This window comes from Brucella pseudogrignonensis, from assembly GCF_002252525.1.
GTDB classification, from domain to species: domain Bacteria; phylum Pseudomonadota; class Alphaproteobacteria; order Rhizobiales; family Rhizobiaceae; genus Brucella; species Brucella pseudogrignonensis.
Map to the genome: position 1 here is coordinate 747,860 of NZ_NNRM01000017.1, position 15,546 is coordinate 763,405.

The following is a 15,546-nucleotide window of genomic DNA, read 5'->3' on the forward strand; positions in this document are numbered from 1 at the left end:
AGGGTAAACTATGCGTCTGACATCGGATTTCTGGGTTTCGGCACTCATACGCAAAGTCCAGAGCGAGGGCGGCTTTGCGTATCTCGCCCGCCGAGGTTCTAAAGAAGCCGGTGCAATTTTCATCAAGGTAAGTTCGCGCTTTGGCACATGTGACCTTTATTCACCGGCGCCGCAAACGTCCTATGAGGAAAACACAGACGGAGAGCGCATGTTTCTGCGCATTCTTCATGATGTCGATGACGTTAAAGCATCAGAACGCATGGATCGAGAGGTCAGATTTGATCCCGATCTTTGGCTTATAGAGCTGGAAGATATTGCCGATCCTGAGGGCTTTTTCTCAGTCTCGAAAGACGAGCTATAAGGTTGAACGCTTCGTTGCGGCCTCGTCATCCGTAGCCGTTACCATCTCGCGCAACTTGCTGCGAAGCAGTTTGGACATGTCATCTGCCTTCCATCGGCGCACGAGCATGACAGCCTTTTCCTGATCAATTGAACGATAAATCTGAATGAATTCGCGCAGGCCTTCGCGATCAGCGGCCACTGGCCCAAGCACGGCAGACATGACCATGAAACATTCCGAAGCAGACAAGCCAAGCGCACGCAAGGCGATAGGTAAATGTGAGGCGGGCCACTGACCGATAATGTGATCGGCACGCTCAAAAGATACGTCGAGAGAATCAGCCAATGCCGTGCGGAAAATCTGGTCGTCGATCAGAAGGGCTGTATCGATGAGATGTTCCGGGCTGGATAAGGCACCAGAGTTGAAAAACGATGGCTGATGCGGCAGCTCGCCTTCTGATTTTTCGGCCTCATTGATGGTGGGCTGGATTTCAGTCTTATCGGTTCCGAGCCCAGCAAGGTTTTCCTGTAAGGCCAACAGCCTATCAATAACCGGATCGGTGAAGCTGCGTAACACGCCCTTCAACAACGCATCGTCGGATTGTCTGCGGGCAATGGCGCGGGCATGAGCAAGGCCGTTCTTGCCGATGATATCGACGAGATCCTCAGACCGTAGCACAGGCGAACGCAAAAGAATCGGTGCGGAAATTTCGACAGGTTCGCTTGCGAGCGACAATACGAGGCGTCGTGGCGCGTCTTCAATCTGTGCCAGCGCAGAAGCGGCCTGCCGCTTGCCGCGCATAGTTGCGCGTTCAAGCAGCGGAAATGCAAGATCTTCAAGTTGGTGGGCATCATGCCGTCCGGGGCGTGTGATTGAGGCAAACGCAGCTATAGCAGCGCCAAGAAGGTCATCTGCTTTGCTCCCATCAGCTCTCAAATTTGATTGGTTCCGATTGCCTGAAATCTCTTCCAGGACGCGGAACTGATCGTTTGTCACGCAAGGTACTCCGGTAGGCTAATACTATTAACGCGGCCTGCCGCATGTCGGCAGACTGGATAATAGGCATGAAGCCTTAGCAACTCATTAACCGTGAGTAGGAAAGTGTCTGTTTTGCAGGTAGTTAACGACAGCATGTCTCCCGAAAGTGGGAACCAGTTTCGGGATAAAGGCAAGTTTAAAAACCAAAGCTTACAGCGGTTCCAACGATTCTTTCTTAACTGGAACCGCTGTAGCTCGCTTCATACGGCGCACAGCTCGCTTGCGTGAAGAAGTTTTGAACTTGTTGACGCCAGCTTGCATCGGGAATGAAACTCCGCAGAACCACTGCGGCTTCGCTTACATCCTGCTCAATAATGATCGAGCGTCCATCATTCTGCACGCCTTCAGAGCGAAGAGCAGCGATGCCAATCGGGTCAGCGATAATGAGATCAAGCTGTTTGTCGGCCGATACATTGTCGTTGAGGCTATAAAGATTGTCACCATTGGGAGCATAGACAGATAGTGACCAGAAGGGCGTGGCGCCTTTCGTCGTGATGTGGACCGGCCCTTCCGACAAATCAAACCGACAGGCAGCCTGCTCCATCAGCGGGTCCTGATCACTTATCAACCCTGATTTTTCGGATAGAAGGTGGAAGCGGTAGGTATCACCTAAAGCTTCCAGATGCGACCATGCATTCTTGCTTGAATAAAGCGGGACAAGCAGCAGAACAGCAATATGCACGATTGCAGCACCGATCAGGCCAAGAAGCAGTAAACGCAGGACTTTAGCCACGACATGCCTCCAGATTTGCGACCGGCACAATACGGGGCATTACAAGATCGACGAGGCCGGAAGAGCTTGCAGCCGGCGTGTCGTAAAGCGTCATCACCAGAACGAAGCTGCCGCTACCTTCAACAGGAAGCCAATTGTCCGGGCTTGCATTCGGACCAACCGTAACCTGCACGCGCCCGTCATTATCATAGAGCATCTCACGCGAATGCAGCGCTGTCTGAAGTCCTTCGCGAGGAACAATAGGCTCCAGATTGGTGTTGGCTGGATAGAGCGTCCAGAACCGCGTTGATGGTGTAAGGCCGGTCAAACGATAACTGCACCCACGACGCAGCTCCCCGCCATTGCTGTCACGGCGCGCATAGAAGGGGAGGCCTTCAGCAGTGCCGATAGCGAGGTAGGCTTTACGGGCAGCGCGCGCTTTTGAATAAGGATCAGCGTCTGTCGTGCCGGAAGCCGGGTAAGCACTCCATGCACCCAACTGCAATTCACCAAAACCATCGAAATTGTCGAGGGTGTAATCTGTTACCCAGATGCCCCCACCAAGCGAGATGACCAGAACCACCAAAACTTTGAGAATAGTCTTCAGCATAAGGCGCTCAGAGTACCGATACTTTCGAGCGCCCGGCAAGTGCAGGTACAGGTGGCGCATTGCGAATCTTGTCGTTGAGTTCCTTGAGCGCCTTCGTGGCGACAGGTGACAGAACGCGCGGTGGTGCCGACATCATCTCTTCCGGCTTTCCGGTTGCAGCAACCTTTGGCTCAGCCGTCTTGGCCGGTGCAGGGAAGGCGGGTGTGATGCCCGGAATTGGCCTCAGCTCGATATTCTGATGGGCATAATTCATCATTCGCTGCCAGGCCATGGCAGGCAGCACGCCGCCAGTCAGATCCTTCATCGGCGTGAAATTATCATTGCCGAACCAGACAGCGGCGGTGAAATTGCCGGTAAATCCTACAAACCAGGCGTCACGATAATTCTGTGTCGTGCCGGTCTTTCCGCCAACGCGCGTCATTGGAAGTGCTGCCCGGCGGGCTGTGCCGCGTTCAGGCACCTGCACCAGCATCGAATTCATTTCGAAAGCCGCTTTCTCGGACAGCGCCCGATGTGGTTTGGGCGCATCGCGAGAGAAGTCCCAGAGGACTTTGCCTTCCGAAGAGACGATCTGCGTGAAGGCATGACGATTGCCAGCCATCCCACCATTCGGGAAGACGTTGAAGCCTGTCGCCTGATCCATCACGGTCATTTCGGACGTACCAAGCACCATGGTCTTGTGTGAGGAAATGGGTGATTCCACACCCATTGCCTTGGTGAGCGCCACAATCGGCGCGGTCGTAAGATGATCGCGCGCCAGCCGAACCGGCACGGAATTCAACGAGCGCACGAGCGCGGTTGTCAGGTCCACGCGACCGGCAAAGCTGCGGCCATAATTGCGTGGCGACCAGTTGCCCCAGCTGATTGGCGCGTCGGAAACGATGGTGTTCGGCGTCATTCCTTTCTCCATCGCAGCTGCATAAACATATGGCTTGAAGGATGATCCAGCCTGCCGCAGCGCCTTCGTCGCACGGTTAAACTGACTTTCGCCGTAGTCGCGTCCGCCAACCAGCGCACGCACCGAGCCGTCATTGGCGATGACGACTGTTGCAGCTTCGGAAACCTTATAATCCTTACCGTACTGGCGCAGATGGAATTCGAGCGATTCTTCTGCGGCCTTCTGGATATTGCGGTCGAGCGTAGTCCGCACCGTCAGTGTGTGTTGCGGCACGTTACCCGCGATTTTCTTCACCTCTTCAAAAGCCCAGTCGAGGAAATAGTCTGGACTTTCATTTTTGGCGCGGTCGATGACGCTGGCCGGGTTGCGGCGCGCAACTGCCACCTGTCCGTCGCTCATGAAACCGCTTTCCACCATGTTTGATAGAACGACATTTGCGCGAGCGCGGGCGGCAGGAAGATTGACATGAGGCGCGAACTTCGCCGGCGCTTTGAACAGGCCTGCCAGCATGGCAGCTTCGGCGAGACTTACATCCTTGATGTTTTTACCAAAGTAAAACTCGGATGCGGCCGCGATGCCGAAGGTGCCGCCGCCCATATAGGCGCGGTCGAGATAAAGCTGGAGTATCTCTTTCTTGCTCAGATTGCTTTCAAGCCAGATTGCAAGGAAAGCCTCCTTGATCTTGCGTTCGATCGTGCGCTCATTGGAAAGAAAAAGATTTTTGGCAAGCTGCTGTGTGAGAGTAGAGCCGCCCTGAACAACACCGTTGGCGCGCAGGTTCTGGCTCAGCGCACGGCTCAGCCCCCAGAAATCAATGCCGTAATGATCGAAAAAGCGACGGTCTTCTGTGCCGAGCACTGCCTTGAGGACGTGGTCGGGCAATTCATCAATCGGCACAGCCTGCCGGTGCAGGATGCCGCGCTGGCCGATTTCGTTACCGTAACGGTCGAGGAATGTGACTGCATAATCATCCTGCGCGCGCCAGTCTTTCTTGGTTTCCTCAAAGGCAGGCAGCGCGAGCGCAAGCATGACGACAGAGCCGATCACGCCGAGCGTAAAACCTTCATCGAGAACCTCGACGACGAGACGACGGAACCCGCGCACCCGGAAGCGCCGGGAGAAAATAGTGATGTTTTCCCACCATTCACGGGCATAAAAACGCAGATTATAGAGGCCGGAGTCAATCCAGGCGTCAAGACCGATGAGCCGCGAAACCCGGAAGGGCTTGCGCTTTTTCTTGTCAGTATCTTCATCGGCTGTTTTACGCATGAACTCTACTTTATAGCCGTTAAAGTTGTGAGACGAGCGAAACCTACCCGTCAATCATATCAGATTAATAAGCTATAACTCACGTAAATTAGTAAACAGATATCATAAAAAGATCAGGAAAATAATCATTGATAGGAAAATAGTCCTTGACGGCGTAACGGTCATTTGCTAGCTATTAGATACAGTCAGAAAAGTGTGACTGGTGCCGAAGAAGCCTCGATACCCCCGGCTCTTATCGGCAATGCAAAACCCCGGAAGCTTCATGCTTTCGGGGTTTTGCATGAAAAGGGGAGTTTGACGGATAAGGCCGTTGAAAACGCGAAAAATTGACGACTGCCGCGAGGCGAGGGTCAGGCTGGCTTTTCGCCTGCAAATGAAACACGACGTTGCCGTCACCGAAATCGCAAAGGTGATGGGATGCTCCGAGAGACAATATCTTCATTGGTTGAAGCGCTTTGGTCTGAATGAGCAGGTGCAAATCAAATCGTCCAGCACCGAAAATGCTCTGCAACGATTGCGGACTGAGCTCAACAAACTGATCGATGGGGAGGAGCTGCCAGACAAAAACAAGGCAGAAGCCCTCATGGCTCTGGCGAAAGCCGTGAAGACGGTTGGTGAGCTTGCAGTTGAGACGGGGGCGTCGGAAGTGGACGGTGGTGCTTTGGCACCAAGCCTTCATGAAGCCAGACAGGCTCTGGCTCGCATAGACAGGAGAATCGACGAACTTGCAAAAAGGCGCGCGCAGGAAATCTTGGGGCGCGGACTTGACGCGAAATCAGATCATGACAGCGGAAAGCGAATGGCTGCTCAAGGCGCGTGATGCGCAATTGCCGCCGCCCGCTGGTTGGCGAACCTGGCTTATTCTGGGTGGTCGCGGCTCTGGCAAAACGCGTGCTGGTGCTGAATGGGTGTCTGGCATGGCACTGGGCTTGGCACCTTTTGCAGCAAAGGCTTGTGGGCACATCGCGCTGGTCGGTGAAACTTTTGCCGATGCGCGCGAGGTGATGGTGGATGGTCCCTCCGGCATATTGTCAGTCTCACGGCTTTCGCGGCCGCGATATGAAGCAACGCGTAAGCGACTTCTGTGGGACAATGGTGCGGTGGCATCGCTTTATTCGTCCGAAGATCCGGATGGTTTACGCGGACCGCAATTTGATGCTGCATGGTGTGATGAGCTGGCGAAATGGAAGAACCCACAAGCCACATGGGACATGCTGCAATTTGGCCTGCGTCTGGGCGATTTCCCGCGTCAGGTTGTGACGACGACACCGAGGGCCGTGCCTTTGTTGAAGGCATTGATATGCGATGTTTCAGTTTCGATGACGCATATGCGGACATCTGAAAACGCAGCCAATCTGGCGAATGGTTTTATTGAGACGATTAACCAGCGATATGCCGGAACAAGGCTCGGACGACAGGAACTGGAAGGCGAGCTTATCGAAGAACGCGCAGGCACCTTGTGGTCGCGTGAGCGGATAGAACAGTGCTTTGAGGTTCAGGCACCGCAACTTATCCGCATTCTGGTGGCGATCGACCCTCCTGCTTCTTCGGGTAAGTCGTCGGATGCTTGCGGGATTGTGGTTGCAGGTATCGATGAAAATGGTTTTGCGCATGTGCTTGCCGATGAAACCATGAACATGGCCAAGCCACATCAATGGGCGCGACGGGCGATTGCGCTTTATCATTCCTTTGAAGCGGATGCGGTTCTGGCTGAGGTTAATCAGGGCGGCGAAATGGTTGCAGCCGTGCTTGCGGCGGAAGATGCGACGGTGCCGGTTCTGATGCGGCGTGCCTCGCGCGGCAAGTGGTTACGCGCCGAACCGGTGGCAGCCCTTTATGAACAGGGGCGTGTTCGCCATACCGGGCGTTTCGCAGCACTTGAAGACGAAATGTGTGACTTTGCGCCGGAAGGGCTCTCGAACGGACGCTCGCCGGATCGCCTTGATGCACTCGTTTGGGCGCTGGCCGAACTCATGCTGGGTGGCGAACGAAAGCCACGTATCCGGCGCTTCGGGTAAAATTTAACTTTATTGGAGAGCCGATATATGGCGTGGAACTGGCCGTGGCGCAGAGGTGCTGCGAATGCCCCTTCGTATTCTGAAGCGGGGCGAGAGAGAAAAAGCGCAAATGGCTTCGTGGCGCTGCATATGGAGCGCGGCGCTTCGTGGATTGCGCGGGATTATACGTCGCTCGCTCGCGAGGGCTTCATGCGCAATCCGGTCGCGCATCGCTGCGTGCGGCTGATCGCGGAAGCGGCCAGCAATGTACCGTGGCTGTTCTATGAAGGCATGACCGAACATGAAGTGCATCCGTTGCTCGACCTCATCGCGACACCGCAATGCGGGCTTGATGGTAGCAGTTTCTTCGAACGGCTTTATGGGCATTTGCTGATTTCGGGAAATGCATATGTCGAGCGCGTCGATCTGCCGAGCGGTAGACGTGAGCTGCATCTTCTGCGGCCTGAAAGAGTGACGCTGGAAACATCGAGTGACGGCTGGCCGCAATCGCTGGTCTACCGCTCAGCCAATACGAGCCGCATGGTTTCGCTCGCGGGGGCAGGGTGTTTTGGCCTGCATCTGAAGCTTTTTCATCCGCTGGATGATCATTATGGTTTTCCGCCGCTTGAAGCAGCTCTGATGGCGCTTGATCTGCACAATGCGGCAGGTGCCTGGAACAAGGCTTTGCTTGATAACTCTGCACGGCCTTCCGGTGCGCTGGTCTATGCGCCCAAAGACGGTGGCAACCTGACTGAAGAGCAGTTTGACCGCCTGAAAACCGAACTTGAGGAGGGCTACACCGGAGCATCTGGTGCGGGACGGCCGCTGCTTCTTGAAGGGGGACTCGACTGGAAGGCTATGGGTTACAGCCCACAGGATATGGATTTCATCGAAGCGAAAAATGGGGCGGCTCGCGACATTGCTTTGGCATTTGGCGTGCCGCCGATGCTGCTAGGCATTCCGGGCGACAACACTTACGCCAATTATGCCGAAGCCAACCGCGCATTTTATCGCCTGACAGTGCTGCCGCTGATCAACCGTACGGCAAAGGCTTTCGGTTGTTGGTTGGGTCCATTGTTTGGTGACGATCTCAGACTTGAGCACGATACTGACCGCATCGAAGGTCTGTCGCTGGAGCGGGAATCGCTCTGGCGGCGCGTGTCGGAAGCCTCATTCCTGAGTGATGACGAGAAACGCGATGCGGTTGGCTATCAGCCGCGTGCGGAAAGGAGAGTTTCATGAGCAATCTGAGCGAAACCGTTATGGCGTCTGATGCAAGTCTCGTGTGGTTTGCCAAGGTTGCGGGCGCGGTGGCCGGTTCTGCCGTGTCGCTCGCCTATATGCTGCCAAATGGCAAGCGGGAAGCGGCAATCCGATTTGCGGTCGGCATCATCTGCGGCATGGTGTTTGGGGGCGCTGCAGGCGTGAAAATTGCCGAAACGCTTTCTCTGCAGACCCTGCTTGGGCGAGCCGAACTCATGTTGATGGGGTCGACGGCTGCAAGCCTCGCGGCATGGTCTGTGCTGGGCATTCTCAAACGTTTTGCTGAGCGGGCCAAGAACGCATCGCTAACTGGAATTCTACCCGTTGAAAGGAACAGGAATGGCAAAGCCTGACCTGAAACTTGAAACTAAGCGTGCATCATTGGCGCTTGAAGAGATCGAAATCGATGGCAGCTTTTCAGGCTATGCAAGCGTGTTTGGTTTAGCTGATCTCGGCAATGATGTGATCGAAAAAGGCGCCTTTGCGAAGTCGCTCACCTCGCGCAAATCATCGGGCGTGCGAATGCTCTGGCAACACGATGCGGCTGAACCGATCGGTGTCTGGACGGATGTTCGTGAGGATGCACGCGGCCTTTATGTCGAGGGCAGACTGGCCAAAGGCGTGGCACGCGCACGCGAAGCCCTGGAACTCATGCGCGCTGGCGGGCTGGATGGCTTGTCTATCGGCTTTCGCACGGTCAAAGCGCGCAAGGATGCGCGGACCGGTTTGCGCCACGTCACGGAAGCAGATCTCTGGGAAATCTCGGTGGTAACTTTTCCCATGCTGCCACAGGCACGCATTGATAATCTGAAGGCGGAATTGCCGACAGTCAGAGAATTTGAACGCTGGCTCACGCGGGATGCGGGGCTGAGCCGTTCTGCTGCACGTCTGGTTATAGCCAAAGGCTATTCAGCGCTTGCAGCCATGCAAAGCCGGAACGGGCGGGACGCTTTCCAGGCAGATGATAAGGCGCTTGCGCAGCGTATGCGCGCCGCCTGCAAGATGATGCAACTCAATTAAATCAGGATCAAAAATGGTAAAAAATCATGCAATCCCGCTCGAAACCAAGAGCGTGGAAACGAAGGCGCTTGGGAATAATGGCGATGTCTCGGAAGCCTTCGACGAGTTTATGACAGCCTTCTCGGCGTTCCGTGAAGCCAATGACGAACGTTTGAAGAAGGTTGAAAAGAGCGCCGATGTCGATGTGCTGTTGCGCGACAAGGTTGATCGTATCAACCGCGCGCTCGACGAACAGAAACAAGCACTTGACCAGTATGTTTTGAAAAGCGCCCGTCCGCAGCTTGGCAAGGGCAATGCTATTGTTGATGTCGAGCATAAGCAGGCCTTTGACGGTTATGTGCGCCGTGGCGACGAGCAGGCGATGCGTGGCATTGAGCAAAAGGCACATTCTTATGCCTCTGGTCCGGACGGTGGCTATCTGGTGCCTGCGGAACTAGAGACTGAAATCGGTCGCCGTCTGGCCGTGCTCTCGCCGATACGTGGCATCTCCAGTGTGCGCCAGGTTTCTGGTGCCGTGCTGAAAAAGCCATTCTCGGTCAGTGGCCCGGCAACGGGCTGGGTCGGCGAAACCGATGCGCGTCCGCAGACCGCTTCGGCCAAGCTTGCAGAGCTGCAGTTCCCAACGATGGAAATCTACGCAATGCCAGCGGCCACTTCTTCATTGCTTGATGACGCAGCTGTCAACGTTGAGCAGTGGATCACCGAAGAAGTCGAAGCAGCCTTTGCCGAACAGGAAGCTGCTGCCTTCATCACCGGCAATGGCCTGAACAAGCCGATGGGCTTCCTGAGCTATAGCACCGTTGAAGATGCGAGTTGGGAGTGGGGTAAGATCGGCCACATAGCCACTGGTGTTGACGGCGCATTGCCTGCTTCCGATCCATCCGACAAACTGATTGAACTCATCTATGCGCTGAAAGCTGGTTATCGCCAGAACGCCAATTTCGTGATGAACCGCAAGACGCAGAGCGTGTTGCGCAAGCTGAAAGATGCGGATGGCAATTACCTCTGGCAGCCGCCAGCGGCTGTTGGTGAAAAGGCATCGCTGATGGGCTTTGGTCTGGTCGAGGCCGAGCATATGCCAGACATTGCTGCTGACGGAACGCCTATTGCTTTTGGCGATTTTGAACGCGGTTATCTGGTGGTGGATCGTATCGGCGTGCGCGTGTTGCGCGATCCATATTCTGCCAAGCCATATGTGCTTTTCTACACCACCAAACGCGTGGGCGGCGGCGTGCAGGATTTTGATGCGATCAAGCTTCTGAAATTCGCAGCCTGATATTTTTAGCAGTGATCTCCCTGCCGGTTTTGGCAGCTAGATTCAATTTGCGAACAGGTTGAATCTTTTTCTGGGGTTGCATGCGTAACTATCTGATTTGAGAGTTATTTAAGGGGAAAATACATGACAATGTTTCTTGTCACGCCGCCGGCGCTGGAGCCGGTGACGATTGCTGACGCACGCGCATTTTTGCGAATTTCGACCGATAGTGAAGATGATGTTCTGCGCCGTATCATCAAGACCGCGCGCGAGCTTGTCGAAGCCGAGACCGGACTTGCACTGGTTGATCAGACATGGCGTCTTCGCGTTGATCGTTGGCCGCGCTCGGGGCGTCTCGCTATTTTCAAGTATCCGGTAAAAGCTGTCACAGCTGTGGTCGCATATCGTCCCGACGGCAGTGCAATCGGCATGGAGCCTGAAGAGTTCATGCTCCAGCATGGCCGCCGTCCGCAACGTGTTTACATGGCGCAATATCCGGATGCACAGACGTTCTGTGGCCTTGAGGTCGACTTTATTGCAGGGTTTGGGGAAACCGGCGTTGAAGTGCCGGATGCACTCAAGCAGGCAATACTCACTTTGACCGCGCATCTCTATGAGAACCGCGCAGGTCTGGATACAGCCAAGGCTGAACTGCCCACGATGGTCGATAGCTGGCGACGAATATCCCTATGAACAACGTGCTGTTTATTGATCCGGGTCAGCTCACGACTGAGTTGGCCCTGGAAGCCATGCAGTCTGTTGCTGATGACATGGGTGGCTATCGCGAAACATGGTCGGAGATCGGGACTGTTTGGGGTCGTATTGAACCCCTATCAACTAGTCAGCGGGATTTCGGTATCCGGCCACGCCCGGAGATCACCCACCGCATTCTGGTGCGTCATCGTGAAGATATCGCGACAGACAAACGCTTCCGCAAAGGTGGGCGTGTTTTCACGCTGCGCTCTGTCCACGATCCGGATGAACGCGGACGTTACCTTATCTGCCTGGCGGTGGAGGAGGGGCGGTGAATATCACGATGAAACTGACCTTCGATGGTCTCGTTCGGGCACTGCGTTTCAGGCAAATCGCGGTGCGGGAGGATATTACCACCGGGCAGCTGATTGCCCGGCGCGACACTCAAAAATCAAGCGGGGAGCAAGATGAGGAACGGCGCGGCAGCATTGCAGAAGGCACTTTATAACGCCTTGAAGAATGACGAAGAACTTATTGAAACACTTGGGGGTGAGCATGTTTATGATCACGTTCCGCCCAAGACTCCATTTCCTTATGTCACGCTTGGCGAAACGCTGAGCAAGGACTGGAATACGGCCTCTGAGCCGGGTGGAGAACATTATCTCAATATCCAGATATGGGCGCGTGAAGCAGGCCGCAAACGCGTGCTTGAAATTGCCGGGCGTATCGCAACGAGGCTCGATGAAGAACCACTCGACCTCAATGGTCATCGCGTCGTCAATCTCATGCTGACCGAAGTTCTAGCCCGCAATACGGACGGGTTCGGCAGCTATCTCGGCACCATGCGCTATCGCGCCGTGACCGAACCGGAAAATTAAAGCGCATCCCGAAAAGTGGGAACCGCCTATGCGGGGAAATCAGTCTACTGGACTGATTTCTGATCCCGCTTCGATCAGAATTAAGATGCGCGTAAAAGCAAAAAGATCGAGGAACACAGAATGGCAGCTCAACGCGGCAAGGATATCTTGCTGAAAATTGCGCATGGCACGGACCAGTTTGAAACCTGTGCTGGCTTGCGCACCAAGCGCATTGCTTTCAATGCCGAAACCGTCGATGTGACAGATGCGGATGCTGCCGGTCGGTGGCGGCAACTGCTGGCCGGAAGCGGCGTGCAACGAGCTTCGATCAGCGGATCGGGCATATTCAAGGATGCAACATCGGATGCTCTTATCCGTAGTGTGTTCTTTGATGGTGAGATTCGCAACTAGCAGATATTGCTTGCCCGACTTTGGCACCATCACCGGTCCTTTCCAGATTGTGGCCCTTGAATATGGCGGCAATCACGATGCGGAGGTGACGTTTGAAATTGCACTGGAATCCGCAGGACTAATCTCCTTCGGAGATGCACTATGATGGTCAATCGCCATCGCGGCGAGGTTGCGGCAAAACTTGATGGCCGCGACTGGACTCTCTGCCTGACGCTGGGTGCGCTGGCACAACTGGAGTCTGCTTTTGAAGCGGACAATCTCTCCGATTTGATTGCCCGATTTTCCGGCGGCAAGCTTTCCGCCTTCGATATGCAGCGTATCATCTGCGCCGGTTTGCATGGCGGTGGACATGATGTGCCGTTTGAAGATGTAGCGGAGATGCGAGCAGATGGAGGCGCGAGCGGCTATGCCCGCATCGTTTCAGCACTGCTGACCGCGACCTTCGGAACCGAAGAAAGCGATTCTCCTTCAAACCCTTGAGTGCCGCAGTTGAATCAGTTCCTTCACGTCAGCCTTTTCCCTGGCAAGACGTGATGCGCGCAGGTTTTGGTTTGCTGCGGCTTTCCTCAAAAGACTTTTGGGCCATGACCCCACGCGAACTTGGCGCCGTTCTTGGACCCGTTTCGCAGAGCACGAATGCGCCTTCGCGCACGACACTCGACGCGCTGATGCACGCCTTTCCCGACAGGTAATTTAACATGACAGATGAAAACGTAACCGTTTCCGTCGAGGCGGACACGAGCGCCTTTGATCGCGCTCTGACCGATCTTGAAAAGCGTTCGTCAAGCTTCGGCTCAAGCCTGACAACGGCACTGAAAAGTGCAATCGTTTCCGGCAAGGGGCTTGATAATGTGCTGCGCGGGCTTGCCAGTAGTCTGGCAGGCTCAGCGCTTTCTGCTGGGCTTCAGCCACTACAAAGTCTTGGCTCCTCGCTAATGTCGGGTGTGATGGGCGGCATTCGCGGCATCATGCCCTTTGCCAAGGGCGGGGTTGTTTCAAGCCCTACTTACTTCGGCATGGGGAATGGTTCTCTGGGTCTGACGGGTGAGGCGGGAGCGGAAGCGATCCTGCCGCTGGCGCGGGGTGCCGATGGCAGGCTGGGCGTTGCAACTGGCGGCAGTGGCTCCAAGCCCGTGCAGGTCGTGTTCAACATGACATCGCCCGACGCATCTTCCTTCCGCAAATCCGAAGCACAGCTGTCAGCCATGCTTGCGGGTGCTGTGCGCCGCGGCGCACGGAGGATGTGAGATGGAAGCTTTTCACGATGTCCGTTTTCCGTTGGGTGTTTCATTCGGTGCGACGGGTGGGCCGGAGTGGCGCAATGAAATCGTGACACTCACATCAGGCTTTGAAAAGCGCAATGCCCGATGGGCGCATTCACGCAGACATTTCGATGCGGGAACCGGTCTGCGGTCGCTGGACGATCTGAAAACAGTGCTTGTCTTTTTCGAGGCAAGACGCGGATCGCTGCATAGTTTCCGCTTCCGCGATCCGTTCGACTTTTCTTCGGCTGCTGGCAGTTCTGCGCCATCCTTTACCGATCAGATGATAGGAAAAGGCGATGGCGCAACCACCATGTTCCAGCTTGTCAAACATTACGAAGCGTACAGTCGACCGATCACACGTCCCGTTGTGGGTTCGGTGCTGGTTGGCGTCAACGGCGTGAGGCTCAACGAGGGTGAAGCTTTCACAATCGATCATGCGAAGGGGACTGTATCTTTTACCCCGGATTATGTGCCGGCTGACAGCGCACAGGTAACGGCTGGTTTCCTTTTCGATGTGCCTGTGCGCTTCGATACAGACCGCCTCACAGCAAGCATTGCTTCGTTTCAAGCAGGTGAAATCCCATCTATTCCCATCATTGAGGTCAAGGCATGATCCCTGTCCCGGCAGAACTTGAATCACATCTGAAGGGAGAAGTGACAAGCCATTGCTTTGCATGGCTTATCAGACGTTCCGATCAGGTGGTCTTGGGTTTCACAGATCACGACCAGGCGCTGGTTCTGGAAGGTATTTCCTGCGAGCCATTAACGGGTCTTAACAGCAGCGAAGCCACGACAACGCTCGGTCTTTCCATCGCGGGTGGCGATGTCGAAGGTGTGTTGTCGTCGATACGCATCAGCGAGACCGATATTGAGCAGGGGCGCTTTGATGGTGCCGTGGTCGAGAGCTATCTCGCCAATTGGAACATGCCAGATCAGCACATGCTTTTGCGGCGCTGGACGGTCGGGGCAATCACGCGCTCAGGTGGCCGGTTTGTGATGGAACTGAAGGGTGCTGCTGCGGCTTTTGATGCCGTCTGTGGACGGCGTGTTCTGCGTCAATGCGATGCGGTGCTGGGCGATAAACGCTGCGGCGTGAATATCGACGACCCGCGCTTTTTTGCAGTTGGTTCTGTTGTAAGCGTCGACGGTGCAATTCTCAGTGTGAGTGGGCTCGATGGTTTTGCCAGCAGCTGGTTTACACAAGGGCGGCTCACATGGACAAGCGGAGATAATCAGGGCGGTTCGGTGCGCGTCCTCGCACATAGCGGCAATCGCTTGAATCTCACAGAACCGCCAGTTCTTGCCGCAAAACCGGGCGACGGTTTTCGACTGGTGGCAGGCTGTGACAAGAGCTTTGCCACCTGCAAAGCAAAGTTTGCCAATAGCGCAAATTTTCGCGGCTTCCCGCACCTGCCGGGCAATGACGCCGCCTTTGCCTATGTCAGCTCCAACAACGAATATGACGGGAGCGCGCTGGTTCCATGAATATTGCAGATAGAATTCTGACGGAGGCGGAAAGCTGGATTGGCACGCCCTACCGCCACAGCGCTTCCGCGCGCGGTATCAGTTGCGATTGCCTTGGGCTCGTGCGCGGTATCTGGCGCAAGATCTATGGCACTGAACCGGAAAGTCCCGGTACCTATGCGCCAGACTGGGCGGAGGCCGCTCACGGCGATCCGCTGCTTGAAGCCGCATCGCGCCATATGCAGCGCCGCGACGGCACTGATCCGCAGCCGGGTGATCTCCTCGTTTTTCGCTGGCGGTCCGATATGGCGGCCAAGCATCTTGGCATTATGGCCAATGAGAACCGTTTCATCCATGCCTATGAGGGGCATCGGGTGATGGCTTCTGGGCTGGTGCCGCAATGGCAAAAACGTATAGCCGGAATTTTCATTTTTCCTGAACCAGAAGGTTAAGC

At 55.3% G+C, this 15,546-nt stretch carries 21 protein-coding genes and 1 pseudogene; 18 read left to right on the top strand and 4 right to left on the bottom strand.

Annotated features, from left to right (window positions below; genetic code table 11):
* Nucleotides 1–10: 10 nt before the first annotated feature.
* The gene (locus tag CEV34_RS10190) at nt 11–361 is read left to right on the top strand and encodes a DUF1491 family protein (protein ID WP_007874156.1); all 351 of its coding nucleotides are present in this window, start codon (nt 11–13) and stop codon (nt 359–361) included.
* Here CEV34_RS10190 and CEV34_RS10195 read toward each other — a convergent pair.
* The 4 genes from CEV34_RS10195 to CEV34_RS10210 form a co-directional block, all read right to left on the bottom strand.
* Complete coding sequence (locus CEV34_RS10195; RefSeq protein WP_007874157.1) at nt 356–1,336, bottom strand: DUF2336 domain-containing protein; 981 nt, start codon at nt 1,334–1,336, stop codon at nt 356–358. The genes CEV34_RS10190 and CEV34_RS10195 overlap by 6 nt on opposite strands.
* A gap of 217 nt (nt 1,337–1,553) precedes the next feature.
* Nucleotides 1,554–2,111 (bottom strand): DUF1254 domain-containing protein, encoded by a 558-nt coding sequence (locus tag CEV34_RS10200; protein ID WP_007874158.1) that lies wholly within the window; start codon nt 2,109–2,111, stop codon nt 1,554–1,556.
* Nucleotides 2,104–2,700, bottom strand: a complete 597-nt coding sequence (locus tag CEV34_RS10205) for a DUF1214 domain-containing protein (RefSeq protein WP_007874161.1) — start codon at nt 2,698–2,700, stop codon at nt 2,104–2,106. The genes CEV34_RS10200 and CEV34_RS10205 overlap by 8 nt, the downstream gene beginning before the upstream one ends.
* A 7-nt stretch (nt 2,701–2,707) precedes the next feature.
* Nucleotides 2,708–4,867: a penicillin-binding protein 1A gene (locus tag CEV34_RS10210; RefSeq protein ID WP_007874163.1), complete on the bottom strand. Its 2,160-nt coding sequence runs from the start codon at nt 4,865–4,867 to the stop codon at nt 2,708–2,710.
* A gap of 310 nt (nt 4,868–5,177) precedes the next feature.
* On the opposite strand from CEV34_RS10210, the gene CEV34_RS10215 reads away from it, so the two are divergent.
* The 17 genes and pseudogenes from CEV34_RS10215 to CEV34_RS10290 all read left to right on the top strand — a co-directional run bounded on the left by CEV34_RS10215 (nt 5,178) and on the right by CEV34_RS10290 (nt 15,544).
* Nucleotides 5,178–5,687: a hypothetical protein gene (locus CEV34_RS10215; RefSeq protein WP_007874165.1), complete on the top strand. Its 510-nt coding sequence runs from the start codon at nt 5,178–5,180 to the stop codon at nt 5,685–5,687.
* Complete coding sequence (locus CEV34_RS10220; protein ID WP_007874166.1) at nt 5,650–6,885, top strand: DNA-packaging protein; 1,236 nt, start codon at nt 5,650–5,652, stop codon at nt 6,883–6,885. The genes CEV34_RS10215 and CEV34_RS10220 overlap by 38 nt, the downstream gene beginning before the upstream one ends.
* 27 nt (nt 6,886–6,912) lie before the next feature.
* Nucleotides 6,913–8,106 carry a phage portal protein gene (locus tag CEV34_RS10225; RefSeq protein ID WP_007874167.1) on the top strand — a complete coding sequence of 398 codons (1,194 nt, stop codon included), beginning with the start codon at nt 6,913–6,915 and terminating at the stop codon, nt 8,104–8,106.
* On the top strand, nt 8,103–8,480 hold the full coding sequence (locus CEV34_RS10230) for a DUF6107 family protein (RefSeq protein ID WP_007874168.1): 378 nt from the start codon (nt 8,103–8,105) through the stop codon (nt 8,478–8,480). The genes CEV34_RS10225 and CEV34_RS10230 overlap by 4 nt, the downstream gene beginning before the upstream one ends.
* Entirely contained in the window at nt 8,467–9,147 is a 681-nt protein-coding gene (locus CEV34_RS10235) for an HK97 family phage prohead protease (RefSeq protein ID WP_094543551.1), read from the top strand. The genes CEV34_RS10230 and CEV34_RS10235 overlap by 14 nt, the downstream gene beginning before the upstream one ends.
* A 13-nt stretch (nt 9,148–9,160) precedes the next feature.
* Nucleotides 9,161–10,423 (top strand): phage major capsid protein, encoded by a 1,263-nt coding sequence (locus tag CEV34_RS10240; protein WP_007874181.1) that lies wholly within the window; start codon nt 9,161–9,163, stop codon nt 10,421–10,423.
* 123 nt (nt 10,424–10,546) lie between these two features.
* Nucleotides 10,547–11,095 (top strand): head-tail connector protein, encoded by a 549-nt coding sequence (locus CEV34_RS10245; RefSeq protein WP_007874182.1) that lies wholly within the window; start codon nt 10,547–10,549, stop codon nt 11,093–11,095.
* The gene (locus tag CEV34_RS10250) at nt 11,092–11,430 is read left to right on the top strand and encodes a phage head closure protein (RefSeq protein ID WP_007874183.1); all 339 of its coding nucleotides are present in this window, start codon (nt 11,092–11,094) and stop codon (nt 11,428–11,430) included. Before CEV34_RS10245 ends, CEV34_RS10250 begins: the two co-directional genes overlap by 4 nt.
* The gene (locus tag CEV34_RS26970) at nt 11,427–11,603 is read left to right on the top strand and encodes a hypothetical protein (protein WP_161624137.1); all 177 of its coding nucleotides are present in this window, start codon (nt 11,427–11,429) and stop codon (nt 11,601–11,603) included. The genes CEV34_RS10250 and CEV34_RS26970 overlap by 4 nt, the downstream gene beginning before the upstream one ends.
* A complete protein-coding gene (locus CEV34_RS10255; RefSeq protein WP_007874184.1) occupies nt 11,563–11,973 on the top strand; it encodes a DUF3168 domain-containing protein in 411 nt (136 codons plus the stop codon). The genes CEV34_RS26970 and CEV34_RS10255 overlap by 41 nt, the downstream gene beginning before the upstream one ends.
* Nucleotides 11,974–12,093: 120 nt before the next feature.
* Nucleotides 12,094–12,508, top strand: a pseudogene (locus CEV34_RS10260) (phage major tail protein, TP901-1 family).
* Nucleotides 12,505–12,843, top strand: a complete 339-nt coding sequence (locus CEV34_RS10265; protein WP_039859598.1) for a gene transfer agent family protein — start codon at nt 12,505–12,507, stop codon at nt 12,841–12,843. The pseudogene CEV34_RS10260 and the gene CEV34_RS10265 overlap by 4 nt, the downstream one beginning before the upstream one ends.
* Entirely contained in the window at nt 12,840–13,055 is a 216-nt protein-coding gene (locus CEV34_RS10270) for a rcc01693 family protein (RefSeq protein ID WP_007874189.1), read from the top strand. Before CEV34_RS10265 ends, CEV34_RS10270 begins: the two co-directional genes overlap by 4 nt.
* A gap of 6 nt (nt 13,056–13,061) precedes the next feature.
* The gene (locus tag CEV34_RS10275; RefSeq protein WP_094543554.1) at nt 13,062–13,610 is read left to right on the top strand and encodes a phage tail tape measure protein; all 549 of its coding nucleotides are present in this window, start codon (nt 13,062–13,064) and stop codon (nt 13,608–13,610) included.
* A 1-nt stretch (nt 13,611) separates the two neighbouring features.
* Entirely contained in the window at nt 13,612–14,241 is a 630-nt protein-coding gene (locus CEV34_RS10280; RefSeq protein WP_007874192.1) for a DUF2460 domain-containing protein, read from the top strand.
* Nucleotides 14,238–15,113, top strand: coding sequence for a DUF2163 domain-containing protein (locus CEV34_RS10285; protein ID WP_007874193.1), 876 nt, complete (start codon nt 14,238–14,240; stop codon nt 15,111–15,113). Before CEV34_RS10280 ends, CEV34_RS10285 begins: the two co-directional genes overlap by 4 nt.
* On the top strand, nt 15,110–15,544 hold the full coding sequence (locus CEV34_RS10290) for an NlpC/P60 family protein (protein ID WP_007874194.1): 435 nt from the start codon (nt 15,110–15,112) through the stop codon (nt 15,542–15,544). The genes CEV34_RS10285 and CEV34_RS10290 overlap by 4 nt, the downstream gene beginning before the upstream one ends.
* Nucleotides 15,545–15,546 lie beyond the last annotated feature (2 nt).